Consider the following 19,655-nt stretch of genomic DNA (forward strand, 5'->3'; position numbering starts at 1 on the left):
CAGTAGCGGAACAAATTGAGGACCGCGGTGGACGTCAACATTCTTTTCTGGACATCGGTATACGTATTTTAAAAATACTGCGTTAGAACAAACACGGGTTTCGTAATCTTTTTTTACGTTTATTACGTATCTACTTAAAGTTTTCTTTACAAAAGGGGCAAAATGGACAAACATCTCACGATTTTGATTATTTATATCGCAGCGTATGCTTTTGCGATTGCGTTAAAACCTTATTTGAACAAATAAGGGCGTTATACCATTTTAACGTTGAAATAGCATTAATAAATGGTTTCTTTTTCAGTTATTCTTCGTTAGAAAGCCTGTCCCCAGCTTGATTGGGAATCTAACCGTAGCTACGGCTATGCTTAGGTTTTTCGCCTTGAATACCTAAAAAATAATTCAATTTCTATACATACCATTTCAAAGTTAAAATGGTATTACTTTCTTTTTTTAAAAATTTGGGTCCTGTTCTTTTTGGGCCTTATCAAAAAACACCTTTTATTTTTTTATTCGTTACCGATTGGTTTTTTCGAATGAAATCTATAGCGGTGTTCGGCTTTATCGAACCATAGCAAATCGGTCGTATATCAAAAAAAGAGCGCTATTTCATTACAAAATAGCGCTCTTTTCTGTTTGATCCGGTTTACCGGTGTGTTAGGAACCACACATCAGACAGTCGTCATCGGCCTGTCCTTCTTTTGCCTTGGCGATCATTTCCTTCATTTCTTCGGGAGTCATCGGCTGTATGTCCAGTTCGGTCTGTGGTGATACCGGTGTCGTTTCTACCTGCATTGCCTGAGCTTCTGTCGCTGCGGGAGTTGCCGCGGCCACTTCGGCCTCTGCAGCTATGCTGATAGGCATTTCCTTCTTCTTGGTGTTGTCCAAAGTAAATTTAATGGCATCTACGGCAGCTTTTGTACGCAGATAGTACATTCCGGTTTTCAGGCCGCTCTTCCAGGCGTAAAAGTGCATGGAGGTCAACTTTGCGTAGTTGGCGTTTTCCATAAACAAGTTGAGCGACTGGCTTTGGTCGATAAAATAACCTCTATGGCGCGACATGTCGATGATGTCCTTCATGCTCAATTCCCAAACCGTTTTATAAAGGTCACGGATTTCCTGTGGTATGGTTTCAATATGTTGAATGGAGCCATTGGCACGCATCAACTCTTGCTTCATGTTTTCGTTCCAAAGGCCTAAGGATACCAAATCTTCCAAAAGGTGCTTGTTTACTACGATAAACTCACCGGAAAGTACCCGTCGGGTGTAAATATTGGACGTATAGGGTTCAAAACATTCGTTGTTCCCCAATATCTGTGAGGTGGAAGCGGTTGGCATCGGTGCTACCAACAAGGAGTTGCGAACACCGTTCTTTTGCACTTCTTTTCTTAGTTTGCCCCAATCCCATCTTCCGGAAAGTTCTTCATCTTTTATGTTCCATAGGTTGTGCTGAAACTCACCTTGTGAAATCGGGGAACCTTCGTAAGAAGAATAGGTTCCTTCTTCCTGTGCAAGTTCCATGGAAGCGGTTACCGCTGCAAAATATAGCGTCTCAAAAATTTCTTGGTTCAACTTTTTGGCATCGTCGCTGGTAAATGGCAAACGCAACAGGATAAAGGTGTCCGCCAAACCTTGGACACCGAGCCCAATGGGACGGTGGCGCATGTTGGAGTTTTCAGCTTCCTTTACCGGGTAATAATTGCGGTCGATTACCTTGTTCAGGTTTTTGGTGACCCTTTTGGTCACCTTGAACAGTTCTTTGTGATTGAACTCCCCGTTTTTAACGAACATCGGTAAGGCGATAGAAGCCAGGTTGCATACCGCAATTTCGTCGGGAGAGGTATACTCCATAATTTCGGTACACAGGTTGGAAGAACGTATGGTACCCAAGTTTTTTTGGTTGCTCTTGCGGTTTGCAGCATCCTTGTAGAGCATGTATGGTGTTCCGGTCTCGATCTGACTTTCCAATATTTTTTCCCATAGTTCCCGTGCTTTTACCGTTTTACGGCCTTTTCCTTCCGCTTCATATTTGGCGTAAAGGCTTTCGAAGGCATCACTATGGTTATTGAACAGGTCTGGGCATTCGTTGGGGCACATTAGGGTCCAACTCTCATTGGCCTCTACGCGTTTCATGAACAGGTCTGGAATCCACATGGCGTAGAACAGGTCGCGCGCACGCATTTCCTCTTTACCGTGGTTCTTTTTTAGATCTAAAAACTCATAGATGTCCGCATGCCATGGTTCCATGTAAATTGCGAAACTTCCTTTTCTTTTTCCACCACCTTGGTCTACGTAGCGGGCGGTATCGTTAAATACCCTTAGCATGGGAACTACGCCGTTAGAGGTGCCGTTAGTACCACCGATATAGGAGCCGGTTGCGCGAATGTTGTGTATGGATAGACCGATACCTCCCGCAGATTGGGAAATTTTGGCCGTATTTTTTAAGGTGTCGTATATGCCGTCGATACTATCGTCTTTCATCGCCAAAAGAAAACAGGACGACATTTGTGGTTTTGGCGTACCGGAATTGAAAAGTGTCGGGGTGGCGTGGGTAAAGTACTTTTTCGACATCAGCTCATAGGTTTCTATGGCGGCGTCCAGATCGTTGAGGTGGATGCCTACGGATACCCGCATGAGCATGTGTTGCGGTCGCTCGGCAATGTTACCGTTCAACTTCAACAGATAGGAACGTTCGAGGGTTTTGAAACCAAAGTAATCGTATCCGAAATCACGGTTGTAGATAATGGTAGAATCCAAACGCTCGGCGTTTTCGGAAATTACGGCAAACACTTCGTCGGACAAAAGCGGTGCTTTTTTACCGGTTCTCGGGTTCACGTACTCGTAAAGGTCCTTCATCGTTTCGGAAAACGATTTTTTGGTGTTTTTGTGTAGGTTCGATACGGATATGCGTGCGGCCAATTTGGCATAATCCGGATGCGTGGTGGTCATTGTAGCGGCAATTTCGGCGGCAAGGTTATCCAGTTCCGAGGTGGTCACCCCATCGTAGAGGCCTTCGATGACCCTCATGGCCACTTTTAAAGGATCTACTAGTCCGTTGAGGCCATAACAAAGCTTTCTTACGCGGGCCGTAATTTTGTCGAACATGACCTGTTCCTTTCTTCCGTCTCTTTTGAGTACAAACATGTGCTTACTTTAATTTAGGTGATACGTTGGTTGGGCCGATACGTTGGTTTGGTTCGGCAATTGTATGATGGTTGATCAAAACACCCGGTATGCTTTCCAAGAAGGAAAGAAGGTGGGTTATAAAAGTGTGTTCGGTATTTAGAAATCTGCGTCGAAACTGATTTTCTGGGCGTCCTCGTCCTTTTCCTTGTTCAATACGCCTGCTTTTTGGTATTCTGAGACCCGTTTTTCAAAGAAATTGGTTTTTCCTTGAAGGGAAATCATATCCATAAAGTCAAAAGGATTGGTGGCGTTATATACCTTGTCGCATTCCAATTCTACCAGCAACCGGTCGGTAACGAACTCTAGGTATTGGGTCATCAAATTGGAGTTCATCCCAATAAGGCTCACCGGTAAGGATTCGGTTATGAATTCTCTTTCGATTTCCAATGCGTTGGTCAAAATTTCGGTGATGCGCTCTTTTGGAACCTTGTTCATCAAGTGTTTGTTGTGGAGGTGTACCGCATAGTCGCAGTGCATGCCCTCGTCACGGGAAATCAACTCATTGGAAAAGGTAAGCCCGGGCATCAATCCTCTTTTCTTTAACCAGAAAATAGAACAGAACGCACCGGAAAAAAAGATGCCCTCTACCGCTGCAAAGGCGATAAGCCGTTCCGCAAAACTGGGCGAATCGATCCACTTGAGCGCCCAATCCGCTTTTTTTCGGATTGCCGGAAAGTTTTCAATGGCCCTAAAAAGCATTCCTTTTTCCTTTTCGTCCTTTACATAAGTATCGATCAAGAGCGAATAGGTTTCCGAATGGATGTTTTCCATCATAATCTGGAAACCATAGAAAAATTTGGCCTCCGTATATTGTACCTCACTAACAAAGTTTTCCGCTAGGTTTTCGTTTACGATACCGTCGGAAGCTGCGAAAAATGCTAGAATGTGTTTCACAAAATAGCGTTCGTCATCACTTAGTTTGTTGTTCCAATCGTTCAGGTCTTCGTGAAGGTCGATTTCCTCGGCCGTCCAAAAACATGCCTCACACTTTTTATACCATTCCCACAGATCGTGATGCTGTATGGGGAAGATAACAAATCGGTCGTCGTTGGGTTCCAAGATCGGCTCTAGGGCTGTGGACATATTTTTATGGTTTAAAAAGTTAGTGTGAACGGGAGGCAAAATACCCTTGTGTACGGGCTGACAAAGATTCAAAAAAAGAGGGGTTTTTTGATGGTTGTTTGAGATTTAAAACTACAAAGTTTTTAACATAGCATGTTGAAATCTAGGCTCGCAAGTGATATATGCTGACGTTGACGAAGAATAAGGGTTTACATAAAATTTACATTGAAGTTCAACAGTAAATTTTAAACCAAAAAGTATGTTTTGGAATATACTTTTTGGTTTGAAGGTGGTCCCCTTCAAAAATGGTTGGCTTTTATGAAAAACCTTATCGGATTTCATAAAAGGGCGACCCCAATTAAATTTAACCAAGGTCAAAAAAGCAACAAAGTCTAAAAATTAGTTACATCGCTGTCGGTAGGGGTAGTGTGCCAAGAGGTATGGATGTGTCCGTTATTTGAAATGTGCCGTGTTGTAGCGGGGGCAATGGCACAACAACTCCCTTTCGATCAAAGGAATTAGAACATATGATACCGCCAAACCTGTACGACCCTCCCGAAGTATCTAAATCGATGTTGCCTCACTAGAGTGTCGACTTAGGTAGTTCCCCCGAAACCTAATTATCGAACATTACACCGAACCGACGAATCGATTTGGCGCTCAGTGATGGCAAACTCATCGGATGGTTGTCTTGCGACACTTCATGTTCTTTGTTAAAACATGACCGTAGAGTCGTACCTAACGGCTGGCAGTCTCATAAATATGTTCTGGGGTGATTGAAGTCCCAAAATTTTTTATACCAATAGTACTCAAAACCATGTTAGGTTGGTAACTGATTTTTGAAACTAGCGGTCGACTTGGGGAATCGATTTGTAAAAATACACATTTTAAGTTCTAAGAGCCTTATAAATCAAAACTTTATGTTAAGTCAATGTTAATTCTTTTTTGTAGCAAGCCTACTGGTAATGTAGGAAAAACTTACAAAAATAAATCATATTTCTTTCTAAATCCCTTTGTCGTTAGCTTTGGTGCGATTTCTTGCAAAAACATAGACTAATTTTGCGCCTGTGTAATACCCGAAATATGTACGGAATTATCCGCTTTTTGGATCACGGTCGCCAGAAGTAATGCGCACACAAAAACCAGAAACATGATGAGACATTTTTTCATTTTGTTCACTTTTATTTTTCGAAGTGCCTTTTGGTATTATGGCAGCGCTAAAGTATGTAAAGGGTGGAATCGGCATACGATCCATGTATAAATGGCAGTTTTTTTTGTATAAATGGAAATCTCGCTATTTTTAGCACTTTGCAAGACGGTAAATTGTAGGTTTTTACAGTGTTTATTGTCTCTAAAAAGCGCAACATGGAATGTCTTCCTTGTACAAAAACGCTTCTTGAAATGATGTTCCTTCGTGCAAGGGTCCTCAAGAGTTTTCAGGGAAACGGCGAGAGCTGAAATATGTGGGAGCCCTTGGCGGAAGATAATTTTTACGGTTATGGGAATATGTTTTCCTTGTAGGTTTGCCGGCACCTTGACGAACCGTTTAAGTAGGATGAAATTCTTTTACGATAGCCCTATTTACGACCTAAATGGAGGATAGCCCGGTTTTGACCGATTATACTGGAAAAGCTTCCATTGACACATCTTTTTATAAAAACCTTACGCATAATACTATTTTTGATTATTTTAACCATTAACATATCCATTCGAAGATGATAGAGGCGGTACTTGTCGACGATGAAATCAAGGCGCTGCAAAGTTTGTCTTGGGAGTTGACCAATTTTAGTGACGAAATCAATATCGGTGCATCTTTTACCGATCCAAGGGAGGCGTTGGACTACTTGGAACGCAATACACCCGACTGTCTTTTTCTTGATATTGAAATGCCGACCATGGACGGTTTTCAGTTTATCCAGAAATTGACCAACAAAAACTTTCCAGTGGTCATTACCACGGCCTACAACCAATATGCCATCAAGGCCTTAAAGCACGAGGCGATCGACTATTTGTTAAAACCGATCGATACCGATGATCTCAAGGATACCATTTTTAAGATCAAAAAACACAATGCGAAGCATTTCTCCGCCGAACGTTTGGAGCGTATCTTGTTGAATTTCAATGCAAAGGCCAGTCATAAAAAAATTACCATCAATACCGATGGAAAGCTGCTTTTTTTGGAAAACGATGAAATATTGTATGCCGAGTCCGACGGAAACTATAGCACGCTCTACTTGTCCGATGGTCAAAAAATTGTACTGACCAAAAAATTGAAAGAGGTGAACGAACTGCTTCCGGACGATTCGTTTTTTAGAATACATAATTCCTATATCATCAACCTGCACAAAATAAAGGAGTTTTTGAAGACCGATGGCTACGTCATTCTAAAATCCAACCACAAGATACCCGTGTCGCGCCAGAAAAAATCCGATTTTCTGGACATGCTCTAGCGTTCCCTATGCAGTGTCCCAAACCTTACATATGTCTTGATGCTCAAGCGGTTATCACAGTGGTATTTGCCTTTTTGCTGTTTGGGTCGGTACGGCCCGCTCGGGCACAGGAAGTTCCACAATCTTTCGCAACAACGGTCGATAGTCTTATCGACGTGGCACCAAAAACATATCAGGAGCTGGATGCGGTACTTCGCCCAGTGCGAAAAGATACTTTTTTGATGTCCTTTTTTGCTTCCAAAGCACTGGAACGGAACTATTTGGACGGTCGTGCGTATGCATTGAACCAAATGGGCAGAAGTTATCGGGACGTTTCAGAATTTTCCCGTAGCCTTGCGTTGCACCAGCAAGCCCTTACGGCCGCGGTGGCCTGTAAAAATCTGGAATTTGAGGTATATAGCCTTAACATGATCAGTGTGATCTTCAGACGCACGGAGGTTATAAAATCGGCACTGGATTACAGTCAAAAAGCACTGGCGTTGGCCGAGTCCGTTAAAGAACCTTCCATAGGGCTTAAGCGCAGCATGAACGTGTCATCCAACAGTATCGGTAACATTTATCAGTTGTTGGAGCAGTACGACCTGGCCATTGGCCAGTTTCAAGAATCGGTGGCGCTGGACAAGGAGCTGGACAATAACCTGGGCCTGGCCATCAATTACCAAAATATCGGGGAGTGTTTTGAGGCGCAGGGCAAATTAAAGGAAGCGGAAGAGAGCTTTAAAGCTTCCTTGGTATACAATGAAAAGATAGATTCGGATCGTGGGCGGGTCATCTGTAACTATAGTTTGGCCCACGTATACGTACACCAAGGGCTTACCGAGCGGGCGTTGGCGTTGTTGGAACGTATGTTACCGACCGCGGAGGCCCTAGGGGACAAAGCGATCATTTCCTCGGTATACATTAATATGGGATGGAGCCTCATGCACCTAGATCGGTGCGGGGAAGCCAACCGATACCTGATGAAAGGAAAAGATTTGGCGGAACGTTTTGATTTGAAGAGCAACGTTTCCGAAGCCTATAAATTTTTATCCGATCTATGGGAGCGGCAAAAGAATTTTGAAAAGGCCTTTGAATATCACAAACTGGCGCAGCGTTACGATAGGGAAATTTCCAAAGAGCGAAACATGCGCTATGTGAACGATATGATCGTACGCTACGAGGCGGAGAAGAAGACCAACCAGATCGAGGTGTTGGCCATGGAGAACGAAAACGTTAAGCTGAAATTGCGCAAAAACGAGACCTTGATCTTGATCAGTGGTATCGCCCTGGCATTGCTGGCCGGTATCTTTTACATTTTATACCGCCAGTATCAGTTAAAGAACGAAAAGAAAGTGCTCACCTTGGAGCAGAGCATGCTCCGCAGTCAAATGAACCCCCATTTTCTTTTCAATTCGCTGAATTCCATTAAGTTGTATATCATTAACAACGAGCAAAAAAATGCGGTGCACTATTTGAACAAGTTTTCAAAGCTGGTGCGCAAAATTTTAGAGGCGTCCTCGGTCAAGGAAATTCCCTTGGCAGAGGAGTTGGAAACGGTATCGTTGTACATGAACATTGAAGATATCCGATTTTCCAACGAAATCGATTTTCAGATCAAGGTGGAGGAGGGTATCGATACCCAGCAGGTGAAAATCCCTTCGCTAATTTTGCAGCCGTTTTTGGAGAACGCGCTTTGGCACGGTCTTTCCTCAAAAGAAGGATCTAAGGAAATTTTGTTGCACGTTCGCCGCGACGGGGAGGCCTTCATCATTATCGAAATCCGCGACAACGGTGTAGGCCGCGAGGCCGCCGCAAAAATTAAGGAAGGTAGGGTACTGAAAAGAAAATCGGTGGGCATCGATATCACCAAGGAGCGTCTGGCCAACTTTTCCAAAGATTTTGAGCACTCTTTCGAAATTGCCTTCGTAGACCTTTACGATGCCGAAGATCGGGCCGCAGGTACCAAGGTGGTACTCCGCATCCCTACGATTTAAGGTGTTCTTCGGCCACTTGCTCCAGTTCTTGGTACCAGGCTTTTCCGAACTTCCGTTCCAGGGCCTCTTTCACAAATTTATAGATCGGTACCTTTAGCTCCGTACCCAAACTACAGGCAGGGTCGCATATTTCCCATCGGTGGTAGTTTACCGCGGTCAGTTCGGTATATTCCCGAACGCGGACGGGATACAAATGGCAAGAGATCGGTTTTTTCCATGATGTGGCGCCCTTTTCGTAGGCTTCTTCCAAACCACATTTTGCCGTGCCGTTTTCGGAAAAGATAACATAGGCGCATTCACTATCGTTGACCAAGGGTGTTTCCCATTCCCCATCTTCCCCTTTCACGAAGGTCCCTTGCTCCGCAATGGCCGCTTTTCCCTCTTCGCGCAAAAAGGGTTTTACCTTCTCGTAAATATCCAAAAGAATTTCGGTCTCCCCATCTTCCAAAGGTGCGCCGGCGTTTCCGTCCACGCAACACGCTCCTTTACAAGCGTTGAGGTTACATACAAAATCGGTATCGATAATTTCCTCCGAAACAATGGTTTTTCCTAACTGAAACATAGCGTTGTATTACAAGTTCAAAGATACTTTTTTAGTGCATTTCCCAGGAGCATCATTTCTGATAAAAAGCACTGAAAACACCGTTTGAAACTGTAATTTTACAAAAAAAAAGAGATGGATCTTCACTTTGATCTAAGGGAAATCACAACGGCCACTATGGTGCTGTTCGCGGTTATCGATATTTTGGGCAGTATCCCTATTGTTATCGGCCTTCGCAATAAAGTAGGGCATATACAATCGGAGAAGGCTTCGATCGTTGCAGCATGTTTGATGGTCGCCTTTCTATTTTTGGGGGAAGAAATTTTAAAGCTTATCGGTATCGATGTCAATTCCTTTGCGGTTGCCGGGGCGTTTATCATTTTCTTTCTGGCCATAGAAATGATCTTGGGTATTTCCCTTTACAAGGACGATGAGGCCGAGAGCGCTTCGGTAGTGCCCATTGCATTTCCGCTTATTGCCGGTGCGGGAACGCTCACCTCCTTGCTTTCCTTGCGGGCCGAGTACCATGTGGAGAATATCATTGTTGCCATCATCTTGAACATTATTTTTGTGTATCTTGTATTGAAGTCGTCCGTACGATTGGAAAAGGTATTGGGAAAGAACGGTGTAAGCGTTATCCGTAAGGTTTTTGGGGTCATTTTGATGGCCATTGCGGTGAAGCTGTTCACGACCAATATCAGCGGACTCTTAAATTAATAAATTTCAATTTATCCTATGAGCAAAGCCCTTTCCATTATACTAATGATCTTGGCCATTGCCTTAATTTCGTACAACGTTACCCTTTTGGATTTCGATAACCTTTTGGAGGGCGATAGTGTAGTCGCTTTGATCGGTATCGTCGCCTCGTTGTGCGCAATGGTCTTGCTGCTTATTTTTATGACCTCAAGAAAAATCCAGAAAAAGGTAAACGAAGATTAATCTTCTTCGGTAAAGGTTTCCCCCTCCTTCGCTACGGCCCTTTCCAACGTTATAATTTTTTGGAGCATGGCATCGTCCTCGCCGATAATTTTGGCATGCAGGTTCGAATCGAACAGTTGGTCCGCGATGGCCGCTTTCAAATAACGCTTTATTTTGTCCTCAAATCCATAAAAGTCCATCTGAAAACCTTGCTGTAGGCAAAAATCGATAAACTTCTCGAAAAGAATATCATCCGGTGTAAAATCGTTCAAAAACGTCTTTTTGGTATAATCGCGGTACCGTGAGCGATCTTCGTCCAAATGGCCAAAAGCGAAATAAGAGAAGAGTCCCGAACTTTCCCGAACATTGATCACCTCTTCCTCGTTCTTTCCAATGGGTACGAACACGTCCGGTATAATTCCACCACCGCCATACACTATCTTTCCTTTGGGGGTAGTGAATTTGAGGGAATCGGCTACTTTGATGCTGTCCACCGAAATGAGCTCTCCGTTATGGTAGCGGTCGGTAAATTTTTGATAATAGTCCTTATGGCCGTTCTTGTACGATTTTTGAATGGAACGTCCCGTAGGGGTGTAATATCTAGAAACGGTAAGCCGTACCGCGGACCCATCGCCAAGTTCCATTTCGCGTTGTACCAAGCCTTTTCCGAACGAACGGCGGCCCACGATGGTACCAACATCATTGTCCTGCAGAGCGCCCGCAATAATTTCGCTTGCGGAGGCGGAGCGACCGTTGATGAGCACATAAATGGGTTGGTCTTCAAAAGTGCCCTTTTCAGTGGCATACACCTTGTCTATCTTCCCTTTTTTGTTCTTGGTGAAAAGAATCAATTTGCCGTCTTTTAGAAATTCATCGGCCATTCGCTCGGCAATATTTAAATACCCTCCAGGATTGTCCCGAAGGTCCAAGGCAAGTTTTTTGGCTCCTTTGGACTGAAGCTCCTTCAGGGCCTTTTTAAACTCTTTATAGGTAGACTCCGCAAAACGGTTTACCTTGATATAACCGATGTCGTCGTTCAGCATAAAATAGGATGAAACGCTTTTGATGGGGACCACATCCCGGGTGACGGTTACCGAAAAGGTGCGGTCTTCCGATTTTCGATACACTTTTAGGCGTACGGAGCTTCCTTTTTTTCCTTTCAGTTTTTTTATGATGGCCTCGTTGCCCATATCCTTTCCGTACAGGGTGTCCTTGTCCGCCATTAAAATACGGTCCCCTGCCAATATGCCCTTTTTAAAACTGGGGCCTTTGGGAATGGTTCGGATTACCGCAATGGTATCCTTTATCGGGTAAAAATTGATGCCAATGCCCACAAAATCGCCTTTCATGTTTTCGGACACCTGCGACATTTCCCTTTCGGGAATGTATACCGAATGGGGGTCTAGCTTTTCCAGAATATTGTTCACGGTGACATCGACAATACTGTCGGTATCGATTTCATCGACATATTCGTAATCGATATAGTCGATCAAACGGTTCAATTTGTCCTTTTTGGAATTGGTGGTGAACAATTTTTCCGGGGAGTCGTTAAAATTGAGCTTGCCCCCCAAAAAAATACCCAGCCCCAATGCGGCGGCAATAACGGTAGGCCAGAGAAATCGAGCTATTTTATTCATATGTTAACGCTTTGGGGCTAGACTTTCGATATCGGGCATGGCCACGAGCGATACGCCGGCTTTTTCTAAAAAGGCCAATCCGGAAGTATCTTTGTACGCCGTTTTATATACTACACGTTTTATGCCACATTGGTGGATCAACTTACTACATTCCTTGCAGGGCGATAACGTAATGTATAGGGTTGCCCCTTCGCAGGATTGCGTGGAGGCCGCTACTTTGCTGATCGCATTGGCCTCTGCATGCAATACGTACCATTTGGTGTAGCCCTCATCGTCCTCACAGTAGTTTTCAAATCCGGTCGGCGTACCGTTGTACCCGTCGGAGATGATCATACGGTCCTTTACAATGATGGCACCCACTTGTTTTCGCTTGCAGTACGACAATTTTCCCCATTCCTGTGCCATCCGCAAATAGGCCTTGTCGTATTTTGTTTGCTTGCTCTCGTTCATATGCGATCCCTTGGAACTTTTGATTTCCCGAAGAACCACTAATATACCCGCTTTACCAAATTCCTACAACGAAAATGGGTTAATATTGCGTGAAATGCTACCCGGGAAAGGTCGAGATCATCATCGGAATGGTCAAAAAGATAATGAAAATGGAGGCCACCACCGTAAAAATCGGATGTCTGACCTTTCCGATCGATTGAACGGCCCATGAGAAGAGTAAAACCGTTAGTACGATCAACACCTGTGAAACTTCAATACCTGATGCAAAACCGAACAAAGGCGATAATTTGTCGGTTTCTTCGGCCATCAGCATTTTAAAATAGTTGCTAAAGCCGAAACCGTGGATCAATCCAAAAAATACGGTAGCAATACCATGCAGCACCAGGCTTTTTTGACTTTTATCGGCTTTGGCGTACGACAGGTTAAAGAGGGCGGTAAGCGCGATGGTCACCGGAATTAAAAATTCGATCCAGGCCACGTCCATCACCAGCACATCGTAAACCGATAAGGCCAGGGACGAACAGTGAGCAATGGTAAAAAGTGTGGCCAATACCAAAACGGGTTTCCAATGTTTGAAGGTAAAGGGTACCGCTAGGGCCGATAAAAATAAAATATGGTCATAGGCGTTGAAATCGAGAACGTGTTGTAGCCCAAGGGTCAGATAGAAGAAAAAATCCTGCATGTATACCGTTTTAGCGAAAACCCCTCAAAGATACAGTGAAAATTGAACCGGCAGGAAACATCCCTTCGATAATTTGTGGGAGCGGAAGCATTTTTCGGGCGGATGGCCTGGTTTTTGATTGGTGTTGGTGGCCCTGTCCAAGGGAACCATTTGCGCGGATCGCTAGGGTAATACCAGAAATGGTATAAGGCACTTGTTCCCCGAGGGGGCACGCCCGAACGGACCCTACGGATAATGGGCGGTTTGGAGTTCAAATGGTATTAGTATCTTTAATACCAGATATGGAACTCATTTAGACTTTTTTAATTGGCTAAAAAATTGTCCTTTACAGCCCTGTTTTTGCCTTTTTTTCCTCTCGTAGCCCTGCTATGAAACTCAAAAAAGTCTTCAACAGGCCTTTAAATCACTAATTTTCGCTTCAATCCAAAAAGTCTAAATGAGTTCATGGTATACTAAGTTAAATTGGTTCAATTTGTTTACAAAGTTCTCTTTACGGTCGCGGATCTTTATCTCCATGATCCTGCTGGTGTTGATCGCTTCGGTATTGATCGCGGGGATTACCGTATACCAATACCACGAACAAAACCGAGACTACCACGATAACCGTCTGGAGCGAAAGGAAGATCAAATAAAGCAGAGCATCAACTACACCTTAAAAAAAACGACCTATCCCCCAACCACCGAAAACCTGGAATATATTTTTAAGGATGAGATCTATGAAATTGCCGATGTACAAAACGTAAACTTCAATATATACGATTTGGACGGGGAGTTGATCAAAAGTTCGCGACCAAAATTCGAGAACGATTCCATTTCCAACTGTTTGGATGCCGAAATCCTCAATAATTTGGCGCAAAGTGCCCGCAACCGTTATGTGGAAGAAAATTCGGCGGCCGGGGATCGCTATCAGGCCTCCTACACCTATATTACCGATGCCAAATTTAAGCCGATAGGAATTTTGAATTTGCCCTATTTCGAGGACAATACCTTTAACGATAGGGAGCTTCGGGAGTTTTTGATGCGCTTGGTAGGAGTGTATTTTTTGATGCTGTTGCTGGCAATCGCACTGGCCTACTTTATTTCAAAGTACATTACCCGATCGTTGCACACCATTTCGGATATGCTGGACAAAACAGATCTGACCGGGAGAAACGAAAAAATATTTATTTCAGAACCGGGAGAGGAAATCGGAAAGCTCGTAAAGTCGTACAATAACATGATCGACGAGTTGCAGCAAAGTGCCGCAAAGCTGGCCCGGAGTGAAAGGGAGCAGGCTTGGCGGGAGATGGCAAAGCAGGTGGCGCACGAAATTAAAAACCCGCTTACGCCCATGCGGTTGAGCGTGCAGAGTTTTGAGCGAAGGTTCGACTCCGATGATCCCGATATCGATAAAAAAATGGCCGAGTTTTCGGATACCTTGATACAGCAGATTGATACCATGAGCAATATTGCTTCCGCTTTTTCCAACTTTGCAAAAATGCCCGCACAACAGAACGAGACCCTGAACGTGGTAAAAATAGTGCGCTTGGCCCTGGACATTTTTAATGAGGACTATATTCATTTTATCAGCGAGGAGGAAGAGATCATTGCCAAACTGGACCGAACACAACTCATCCGGGTGTTGACCAATTTGGTGAAAAATGCCATTCAGGCCGTTCCCGAAGTTCCCTCGCCGCGTATTTTGGTATCGGTGGCATCCGAAGGGGCATACGTAAAAATTTCGGTGGCCGATAATGGAATAGGCATTGCGGATAAGCATAAAGAAAAGATCTTTGAGCCTAAGTTTACAACCAAATCCAGCGGTATGGGACTAGGGCTGGGAATGGTAAAAAATATTGTGGAAACCTATAACGGTCAAATCGATTTTACCTCAAAAGAAGGCAAGGGAACGGTGTTTACCGTTCTTTTTCCAAGGGAGACCACGGAAAGCGGTCAGTTGCCCAAAATTGCTTAATGTAGGTGCCGCTGTTGTGGCAATGGCTTGGTTCTGCTTATCATCTTCTTAGGATATCTTGTAATTCGTTTAAACCTTTCCGAAAACCCATCTTTCCCAGCAATTCACGCTATAACAGCGCTCGGTTTACCGACCTGAACACGGTTTCGGTAAGGACCTTTGAGCAATTTATTGCCTACAAATTTGCGTAACTAAAAAGTTACGCATATATTTGTAACCTAAAAGTTACATAAAAACAATCGACATGGCATTAGGACCAAAACAAATGGGGGAGGCCATCCTCCAAAATTTAGAACGTAAAACTGGCAAGGATATCTCCGCTTGGACGACAATCGTGGCTAAAAGTGGTTTGGAAGCAAAAAAGGAAATCATAGGGTTTTTAAAGGTCGAGCACCAACTAGGTCATTTTCAGGCCCAAAAAGTGTATGAGGTGTTTTCCGACAAGGACCCTTATTCGGGGGCATCGAACTTTGAAAAGGACCTTTTTACATCCGAAAACGCAAGGAACATCTATGAAACCTTAAAAACCGCACTTGGCAAATTGGGGAAGGACGTAGTGGTGCGGCCCTGCAAAACCTATATTCCCTTTTACCGCAACAATCGGTTTGCGATTACCAAAGGAAAAGGGGAGGCGGTGATCGTTGCCATCAATTTAACTACCCCGGCACCGGGTTTTACCGCCGCAACAAGCTTTAAAGGGTCCGAACGAATGAATTTTGAAACGGTACTTCGGTCCACTTCCGATGTGAACGATGCCCTAATGGCGACCATTAAAAAATCATATCTCCTAAACTGATGAAAGATCACATTACATTAAAACGCACCTATGCCTGTACCGTGGATCGGCTATGGCGGGCACTCACCGATCCCGAGGCCATGAGCCAATGGCTGATGCCCTGCGATATTGCACCTGTAATCGGGCACAAATTTCAGTTCAGGACCGAACCCCAAAGGGGTTTCGACGGTATTGTGCATTGTGAGGTGCTTGAGGTATTACCCAAGAAAAGATTGGTGTTCAGCTGGTGCAATGGTAAGTTGGATACCAAGGTCAGCTTTGAACTGAAGGATAAGGGCGACACGGTGGATCTTTATTTTAAACATTCCGGGTTTAGCGGCATTTTTGAGCGGGTATTTGTCCGCCAAATTTTGGCGAACGGATGGCGAAAGAAGATTTTAACAAAGAACCTGGTAACTTATTTACGATCATAATGGATGTATTTAAAGCGATTGCCGACCCTACAAGGAGGAGTATTATCGATTTGGTGGCGCGTGAACCGGTAAACATCAATGCCATAGCGGAAAATTTTGATATGAGCCGCCCTGCGGTATCCAAACACATAAAAGTATTGCTCGACAGTGGTTTGGTGGGTGTGGATCAGCAGGGAAGGGATCGTTTTTTATACCTACAGCTCAAGGCCCTGAAAGAAGTACAATTTTGGTTGAAAAAGTATGAGTATTTTTGGAACGATAACTTAGACCGTTTGGGCGAATTTTTGGAGCAATAAGCGGTTTCCAAAACAGCAATGATGCAATTCAACACCTTACTGATGGCCCAAGAAGGGCATACCTCCGTTATAACCATTAACCGGCCGAGCAAACTCAATGCGCTCAATCGGGAAACCATTCAAGAACTGCACGAAGCCTTCAAACAGCTAAATGCCGATGCCCGGGTAAAAACGATCATTCTTACCGGAAGTGGGGACAAGGCCTTTGTAGCGGGGGCCGATATTTCGGAGTTCGCCAATTTTTCGACGGAGCAGGGGAGTGAATTGGCCGCCAAGGGACAGGCACAATTGTTCGATTATGTGGAAAACTTGGCTACCCCGGTAATCGCGGCGATCAATGGGTTCGCGCTCGGTGGCGGACTGGAACTGGCGATGGCCTGCCATTTTAGGGTGGCCTCCCAAAATGCCCGTATGGGGCTGCCCGAAGTCTCGTTGGGGGTAATACCGGGTTATGGCGGTACCCAACGATTGCCACAGTTGATCGGTAAGGGCCGCGCTATGGAACTGATCATGACGGCCGGAATGATCGAGGCCGACCGGGCCCTGGATTACGGTTTGGTAAACCATGTAGTGCCGCAAGCGGACCTTTTGGCCCGCTGTAAAAAAATAGCGGCCAAAATAGCGAATAATTCTACCGTTGCCATTGCTCAGGCAATAAAAGCGGTAAATGCCGGTTTTAAGAGTACTAGTAACGGATACGAGGCCGAGATCGAAGCTTTTGGTGCCTGTTTTGGCACTGCGGATTTTAAGGAGGGCACTACTGCTTTTCTGGAAAAACGCAAAGCGGATTTCCCCGGCAATTAGCGTATCCCAAAAACCTACTTATGAGATTTCAAAAGCGCCATGCCCTGTTGCTCTTTTGGTTGGTCGCCCTGTGCGGCAACGCCCAAGAAATGCCCATCCATTACGACCTGGGCGAGAATTATTCCGACCGGTATAAGTTCTCCACCGTACTATCTATCAATGGTTCCGACGAAAAAACCGTAATGGTCCGCACCTATTATGGAGGAATGCCGCTACGGCCCAAGGGGCATTTTATAGCGGTATACAATGCCGATATGAACCTCGAAACCGACTACAATTACAAGTATGCCGGAAAGCATATGGTAGATGGTTTTGTGCGTAACGGGCAGCTATACCTTTTGGAACTCAAGTACGATGATCGCTCCGAGGCCTATACCTATGTAGTGCACCAAAGCCCGCTGCACGATTTTAATTTTACCGAGCGCACCATACTTTCAGTGCCCTCCAAAGCGGTGTTGAACCCCCTGGCGGTAAACAAATACAATCGAAATTTTGGAAACGGTTTTTCAACGGCCACCTTCTTTAACGACGACCGTTCGGCCTTCGCCATTACCGTTCACCATCGGGAAGGCAAAGCGGAGAAATACCATATGTATCTCTACGGTACCGATTTAAAGCAACAAATGGTCTATGATTTTTCAGATCAGATTGTAGAAAAAAACTATGCCTTTGAAAATATTGCGGTTTCCAAGGATTTGAAAACGCTTTATCTAATGGGAAAGGCCTACTTCAAAAAAAGGCGATTCGATGCAAAGGAACGTCGTTTTCAATACGAATTGGTACGGGTGACCAATAGCGGGCACCAAACCCAGGAATTCAATGAGGGAGGGCGTTTTCCCGAGGCCTTGAAACCGCTATTGAGCGATGGGGAGCTTACCGCGGTAGGCTTTTACGCCGACCGTAAGGACAAGCGTTACAACGGGCTGGTGTATTTTAAGTTGGATGCCAAAACCCTTGCGCTGCAAACAAAAAAGTATAATCCGTTCTCCGAGCAGTTTATGTTGGACAAGTTTGGCCGAGAAGTGAACGCCGAAATAAAAAACCTCATTTTTAAGGATGTACATATCACCGAAAAAAAAGAGATACTGTTCAGTGCCGAAGAGTATTTTGTTACTACCGGAAACGACATTGGCGACAGCAGTACCCGAAAAGTGGAAAACTACCATTACAATGATATTGTTTGTGCCAAGTTGGCCGCCGACGGCACCATGGAATGGGCCCGTAACATCAATAAAACCGAAGTGACCCGTGGCGATGAGGCCTACGCCTCCTATACGGCCTTTGGTAAGGACGATTCCATGTACTTTTTTATCAACTCCGGGGAGCACCCACAAAAGCTGGGCAGAAACCGAATTATATTCAAACAGGGATACAGTAAAAATCCGAACATGTTCGTCATTCGGCTCAACGGTTCCGGAGAAATGGATTACCAAAAGCTCATAGATGACAAGGAGGTGCGCTTGCCCATCATGGTTTCCAGGCCGTTGATCGATAAAGAGCGCGGGCAGTTGTTGTTCTATGCCAAAAGAGGAAGTAAAAAACAGCTGGTGAAGGTTGGTTTTGGTGTTCCCAAAACGACCAAAGAAGGCAAATAGGAAGCAACATTCCTATGTCCGTTATCCTTTTTAGCATTTTAACTTTGAAATAGCACGACTAAATGGTCCCTTTTCCTCACCCAAACGGCCGTTTGCCTCATTTAGGGTTTTACCGTTGTACGGACCGCGTTAGTTTAGCAGTATAAAATAGATATCATGCGTTACAAGATTACGATACCGACCCCTTGCCACGAAGATTGGAATACGATGACGGCCACCGAAAAAGGGGCTTTTTGTAGTAGCTGCTCCAAAGAAGTGGTCGATTTTACCGCTAGCTCCAAAACGGAGCTGGCCCAAAAAATAGCCAAAGGAGCCAAATTGTGCGGGCGTTTTACCCCCGAACAGTTGAACGTTCCGCTGCCTTCGGTGTCCCGAAACCAATTTAGAAGAAGTGCGTTCCTTCTGGGGTTTACCTCGGTATTGGCCCTTGCCAATCCTGTAATGGCGCAAGAAAAGCCTGAGAGAAAACCTAGGGTCGAAGTACCCCGGACCGACGTACTTCTTGGAAGGATTGCGACGCCGCAGGTGGCCGAAGAAACGACTTTGATCAAAGGAAAGGTGCTGGAAATGAACCATCCCGTGTCCGGAGCCCATATTGTAGTAAAAGACACCGATATAAAGGTGGTTACGGACGAACAAGGGAATTTTTCCATTGCCGTACCCACAAAACTGTTCGACAACCCGCAAAGCCTATTGGCATCCCGCATCGGATACGAAACTTCGGAAACGAGCATTTGTGTGGATACCGCTTATATTGAGGTACAACTGATTTCCAACGAACACATTCTGGGAGAAATTGCCGTGGAACCCTATTAACCGGAGTTCAGGGCAGTGGATGCCATTTTAACTTTAAAATGGTATCAATTGAATTCCAGCAGTCCTTTATACTATGAAGATGGTT

At 44.7% G+C, this 19,655-nt stretch carries 17 protein-coding genes; 11 read left to right on the forward strand and 6 right to left on the reverse strand.

Features of this window, described 5'->3' with window-relative positions:
* Positions 1–654: 654 nt before the first annotated feature.
* A complete protein-coding gene (locus ACRD7P_RS09265) occupies positions 655–3,141 on the reverse strand; it encodes a ribonucleoside-diphosphate reductase subunit alpha (RefSeq protein ID WP_430907270.1) in 2,487 nt (828 codons plus the stop codon).
* Positions 3,142–3,279: 138 nt separating this feature from the next.
* A complete protein-coding gene (locus ACRD7P_RS09270) occupies positions 3,280–4,266 on the reverse strand; it encodes a ribonucleotide-diphosphate reductase subunit beta (RefSeq protein WP_430907271.1) in 987 nt (328 codons plus the stop codon).
* A gap of 1,694 nt (positions 4,267–5,960) precedes the next feature.
* Between ACRD7P_RS09270 and ACRD7P_RS09275 the strand changes: the two genes are divergently transcribed.
* Together ACRD7P_RS09275 and ACRD7P_RS09280 are read left to right on the forward strand one after the other, a co-directional pair.
* Entirely contained in the window at positions 5,961–6,695 is a 735-nt protein-coding gene (locus ACRD7P_RS09275) for a LytR/AlgR family response regulator transcription factor (RefSeq protein WP_430907272.1), read from the forward strand.
* 59 nt (positions 6,696–6,754) lie between these two features.
* Complete coding sequence (locus ACRD7P_RS09280) at positions 6,755–8,668, forward strand: tetratricopeptide repeat protein (protein ID WP_430907273.1); 1,914 nt, start codon at positions 6,755–6,757, stop codon at positions 8,666–8,668.
* On the opposite strand, the gene ACRD7P_RS09285 is transcribed toward ACRD7P_RS09280, so the two are convergent.
* On the reverse strand, positions 8,658–9,230 hold the full coding sequence (locus tag ACRD7P_RS09285) for a DUF3109 family protein (RefSeq protein ID WP_430907274.1): 573 nt from the start codon (positions 9,228–9,230) through the stop codon (positions 8,658–8,660). The two genes, ACRD7P_RS09280 and ACRD7P_RS09285, sit on opposite strands and share 11 nt — an antisense overlap.
* Positions 9,231–9,344: 114 nt before the next feature.
* On the opposite strand from ACRD7P_RS09285, the gene ACRD7P_RS09290 reads away from it, so the two are divergent.
* Positions 9,345–9,926 carry a MarC family protein gene (locus ACRD7P_RS09290; protein ID WP_430907275.1) on the forward strand — a complete coding sequence of 194 codons (582 nt, stop codon included), beginning with the start codon at positions 9,345–9,347 and terminating at the stop codon, positions 9,924–9,926.
* 18 nt (positions 9,927–9,944) lie between these two features.
* Positions 9,945–10,148, forward strand: a complete 204-nt coding sequence (locus ACRD7P_RS09295; RefSeq protein ID WP_430907276.1) for a hypothetical protein — start codon at positions 9,945–9,947, stop codon at positions 10,146–10,148.
* Here the strand turns inward: ACRD7P_RS09295 and ACRD7P_RS09300 are convergent.
* From ACRD7P_RS09300 to ACRD7P_RS09310, 3 genes are all read right to left on the reverse strand, one after another.
* Positions 10,145–11,764, reverse strand: coding sequence for a S41 family peptidase (locus tag ACRD7P_RS09300; RefSeq protein ID WP_430907277.1), 1,620 nt, complete (start codon positions 11,762–11,764; stop codon positions 10,145–10,147). The two genes, ACRD7P_RS09295 and ACRD7P_RS09300, sit on opposite strands and share 4 nt — an antisense overlap.
* A 3-nt stretch (positions 11,765–11,767) precedes the next feature.
* A complete protein-coding gene (locus ACRD7P_RS09305) occupies positions 11,768–12,214 on the reverse strand; it encodes a deoxycytidylate deaminase (RefSeq protein ID WP_430907278.1) in 447 nt (148 codons plus the stop codon).
* A gap of 97 nt (positions 12,215–12,311) precedes the next feature.
* Complete coding sequence (locus ACRD7P_RS09310; protein WP_430907279.1) at positions 12,312–12,896, reverse strand: HupE/UreJ family protein; 585 nt, start codon at positions 12,894–12,896, stop codon at positions 12,312–12,314.
* Between the two features lie 514 nt (positions 12,897–13,410).
* On the opposite strand from ACRD7P_RS09310, the gene ACRD7P_RS09315 reads away from it, so the two are divergent.
* From ACRD7P_RS09315 to ACRD7P_RS09345, 7 genes are all read left to right on the forward strand, one after another.
* Positions 13,411–14,850, forward strand: a complete 1,440-nt coding sequence (locus tag ACRD7P_RS09315; protein ID WP_430907313.1) for an ATP-binding protein — start codon at positions 13,411–13,413, stop codon at positions 14,848–14,850.
* A 244-nt stretch (positions 14,851–15,094) separates the two neighbouring features.
* Complete coding sequence (locus ACRD7P_RS09320; RefSeq protein ID WP_430907280.1) at positions 15,095–15,646, forward strand: DUF5655 domain-containing protein; 552 nt, start codon at positions 15,095–15,097, stop codon at positions 15,644–15,646.
* Entirely contained in the window at positions 15,646–16,059 is a 414-nt protein-coding gene (locus ACRD7P_RS09325) for an SRPBCC family protein (RefSeq protein ID WP_430907281.1), read from the forward strand. Before ACRD7P_RS09320 ends, ACRD7P_RS09325 begins: the two co-directional genes overlap by 1 nt.
* Positions 16,059–16,355, forward strand: a complete 297-nt coding sequence (locus ACRD7P_RS09330; RefSeq protein ID WP_430907282.1) for an ArsR/SmtB family transcription factor — start codon at positions 16,059–16,061, stop codon at positions 16,353–16,355. Before ACRD7P_RS09325 ends, ACRD7P_RS09330 begins: the two co-directional genes overlap by 1 nt.
* Before the next feature lie 21 nt (positions 16,356–16,376).
* On the forward strand, positions 16,377–17,159 hold the full coding sequence (locus ACRD7P_RS09335; RefSeq protein WP_430907314.1) for an enoyl-CoA hydratase/isomerase family protein: 783 nt from the start codon (positions 16,377–16,379) through the stop codon (positions 17,157–17,159).
* A 20-nt stretch (positions 17,160–17,179) separates the two neighbouring features.
* Positions 17,180–18,754, forward strand: coding sequence for a hypothetical protein (locus ACRD7P_RS09340; protein ID WP_430907283.1), 1,575 nt, complete (start codon positions 17,180–17,182; stop codon positions 18,752–18,754).
* 156 nt (positions 18,755–18,910) lie between these two features.
* Positions 18,911–19,570: a carboxypeptidase-like regulatory domain-containing protein gene (locus ACRD7P_RS09345; protein ID WP_430907284.1), complete on the forward strand. Its 660-nt coding sequence runs from the start codon at positions 18,911–18,913 to the stop codon at positions 19,568–19,570.
* The last annotated feature ends 85 nt before the right edge of the window (positions 19,571–19,655 follow it).

Source organism: Maribacter sp. 2-571 (genome assembly GCF_050589625.1).
Classification (GTDB): domain Bacteria; phylum Bacteroidota; class Bacteroidia; order Flavobacteriales; family Flavobacteriaceae; genus Pelagihabitans.

Bases quoted from the DNA above. Each gene is read 5' to 3' on its own strand.
- ACRD7P_RS09265 (WP_430907270.1), bottom strand. From the start codon at position 3,141: ATGTTTGTACTCAAAAGAGACGGAAGAAAGGAACAGGTCATGTTCGAC.
- ACRD7P_RS09270 (WP_430907271.1), bottom strand. From the start codon at position 4,266: ATGTCCACAGCCCTAGAGCCGATCTTGGAACCCAACGACGACCGATTT.
- ACRD7P_RS09275 (WP_430907272.1), top strand. From the start codon at position 5,961: ATGATAGAGGCGGTACTTGTCGACGATGAAATCAAGGCGCTGCAAAGT.
- ACRD7P_RS09285 (WP_430907274.1), bottom strand. From the start codon at position 9,230: ATGTTTCAGTTAGGAAAAACCATTGTTTCGGAGGAAATTATCGATACC.
- ACRD7P_RS09290 (WP_430907275.1), top strand. From the start codon at position 9,345: ATGGATCTTCACTTTGATCTAAGGGAAATCACAACGGCCACTATGGTG.
- ACRD7P_RS09295 (WP_430907276.1), top strand. From the start codon at position 9,945: ATGAGCAAAGCCCTTTCCATTATACTAATGATCTTGGCCATTGCCTTA.
- ACRD7P_RS09300 (WP_430907277.1), bottom strand. From the start codon at position 11,764: ATGAATAAAATAGCTCGATTTCTCTGGCCTACCGTTATTGCCGCCGCA.
- ACRD7P_RS09305 (WP_430907278.1), bottom strand. From the start codon at position 12,214: ATGAACGAGAGCAAGCAAACAAAATACGACAAGGCCTATTTGCGGATG.
- ACRD7P_RS09310 (WP_430907279.1), bottom strand. From the start codon at position 12,896: ATGCAGGATTTTTTCTTCTATCTGACCCTTGGGCTACAACACGTTCTC.
- ACRD7P_RS09315 (WP_430907313.1), top strand. From the start codon at position 13,411: ATGATCCTGCTGGTGTTGATCGCTTCGGTATTGATCGCGGGGATTACC.
- ACRD7P_RS09320 (WP_430907280.1), top strand. From the start codon at position 15,095: ATGGCATTAGGACCAAAACAAATGGGGGAGGCCATCCTCCAAAATTTA.
- ACRD7P_RS09325 (WP_430907281.1), top strand. From the start codon at position 15,646: ATGAAAGATCACATTACATTAAAACGCACCTATGCCTGTACCGTGGAT.
- ACRD7P_RS09330 (WP_430907282.1), top strand. From the start codon at position 16,059: ATGGATGTATTTAAAGCGATTGCCGACCCTACAAGGAGGAGTATTATC.
- ACRD7P_RS09335 (WP_430907314.1), top strand. From the start codon at position 16,377: ATGCAATTCAACACCTTACTGATGGCCCAAGAAGGGCATACCTCCGTT.
- ACRD7P_RS09340 (WP_430907283.1), top strand. From the start codon at position 17,180: ATGAGATTTCAAAAGCGCCATGCCCTGTTGCTCTTTTGGTTGGTCGCC.
- ACRD7P_RS09345 (WP_430907284.1), top strand. From the start codon at position 18,911: ATGCGTTACAAGATTACGATACCGACCCCTTGCCACGAAGATTGGAAT.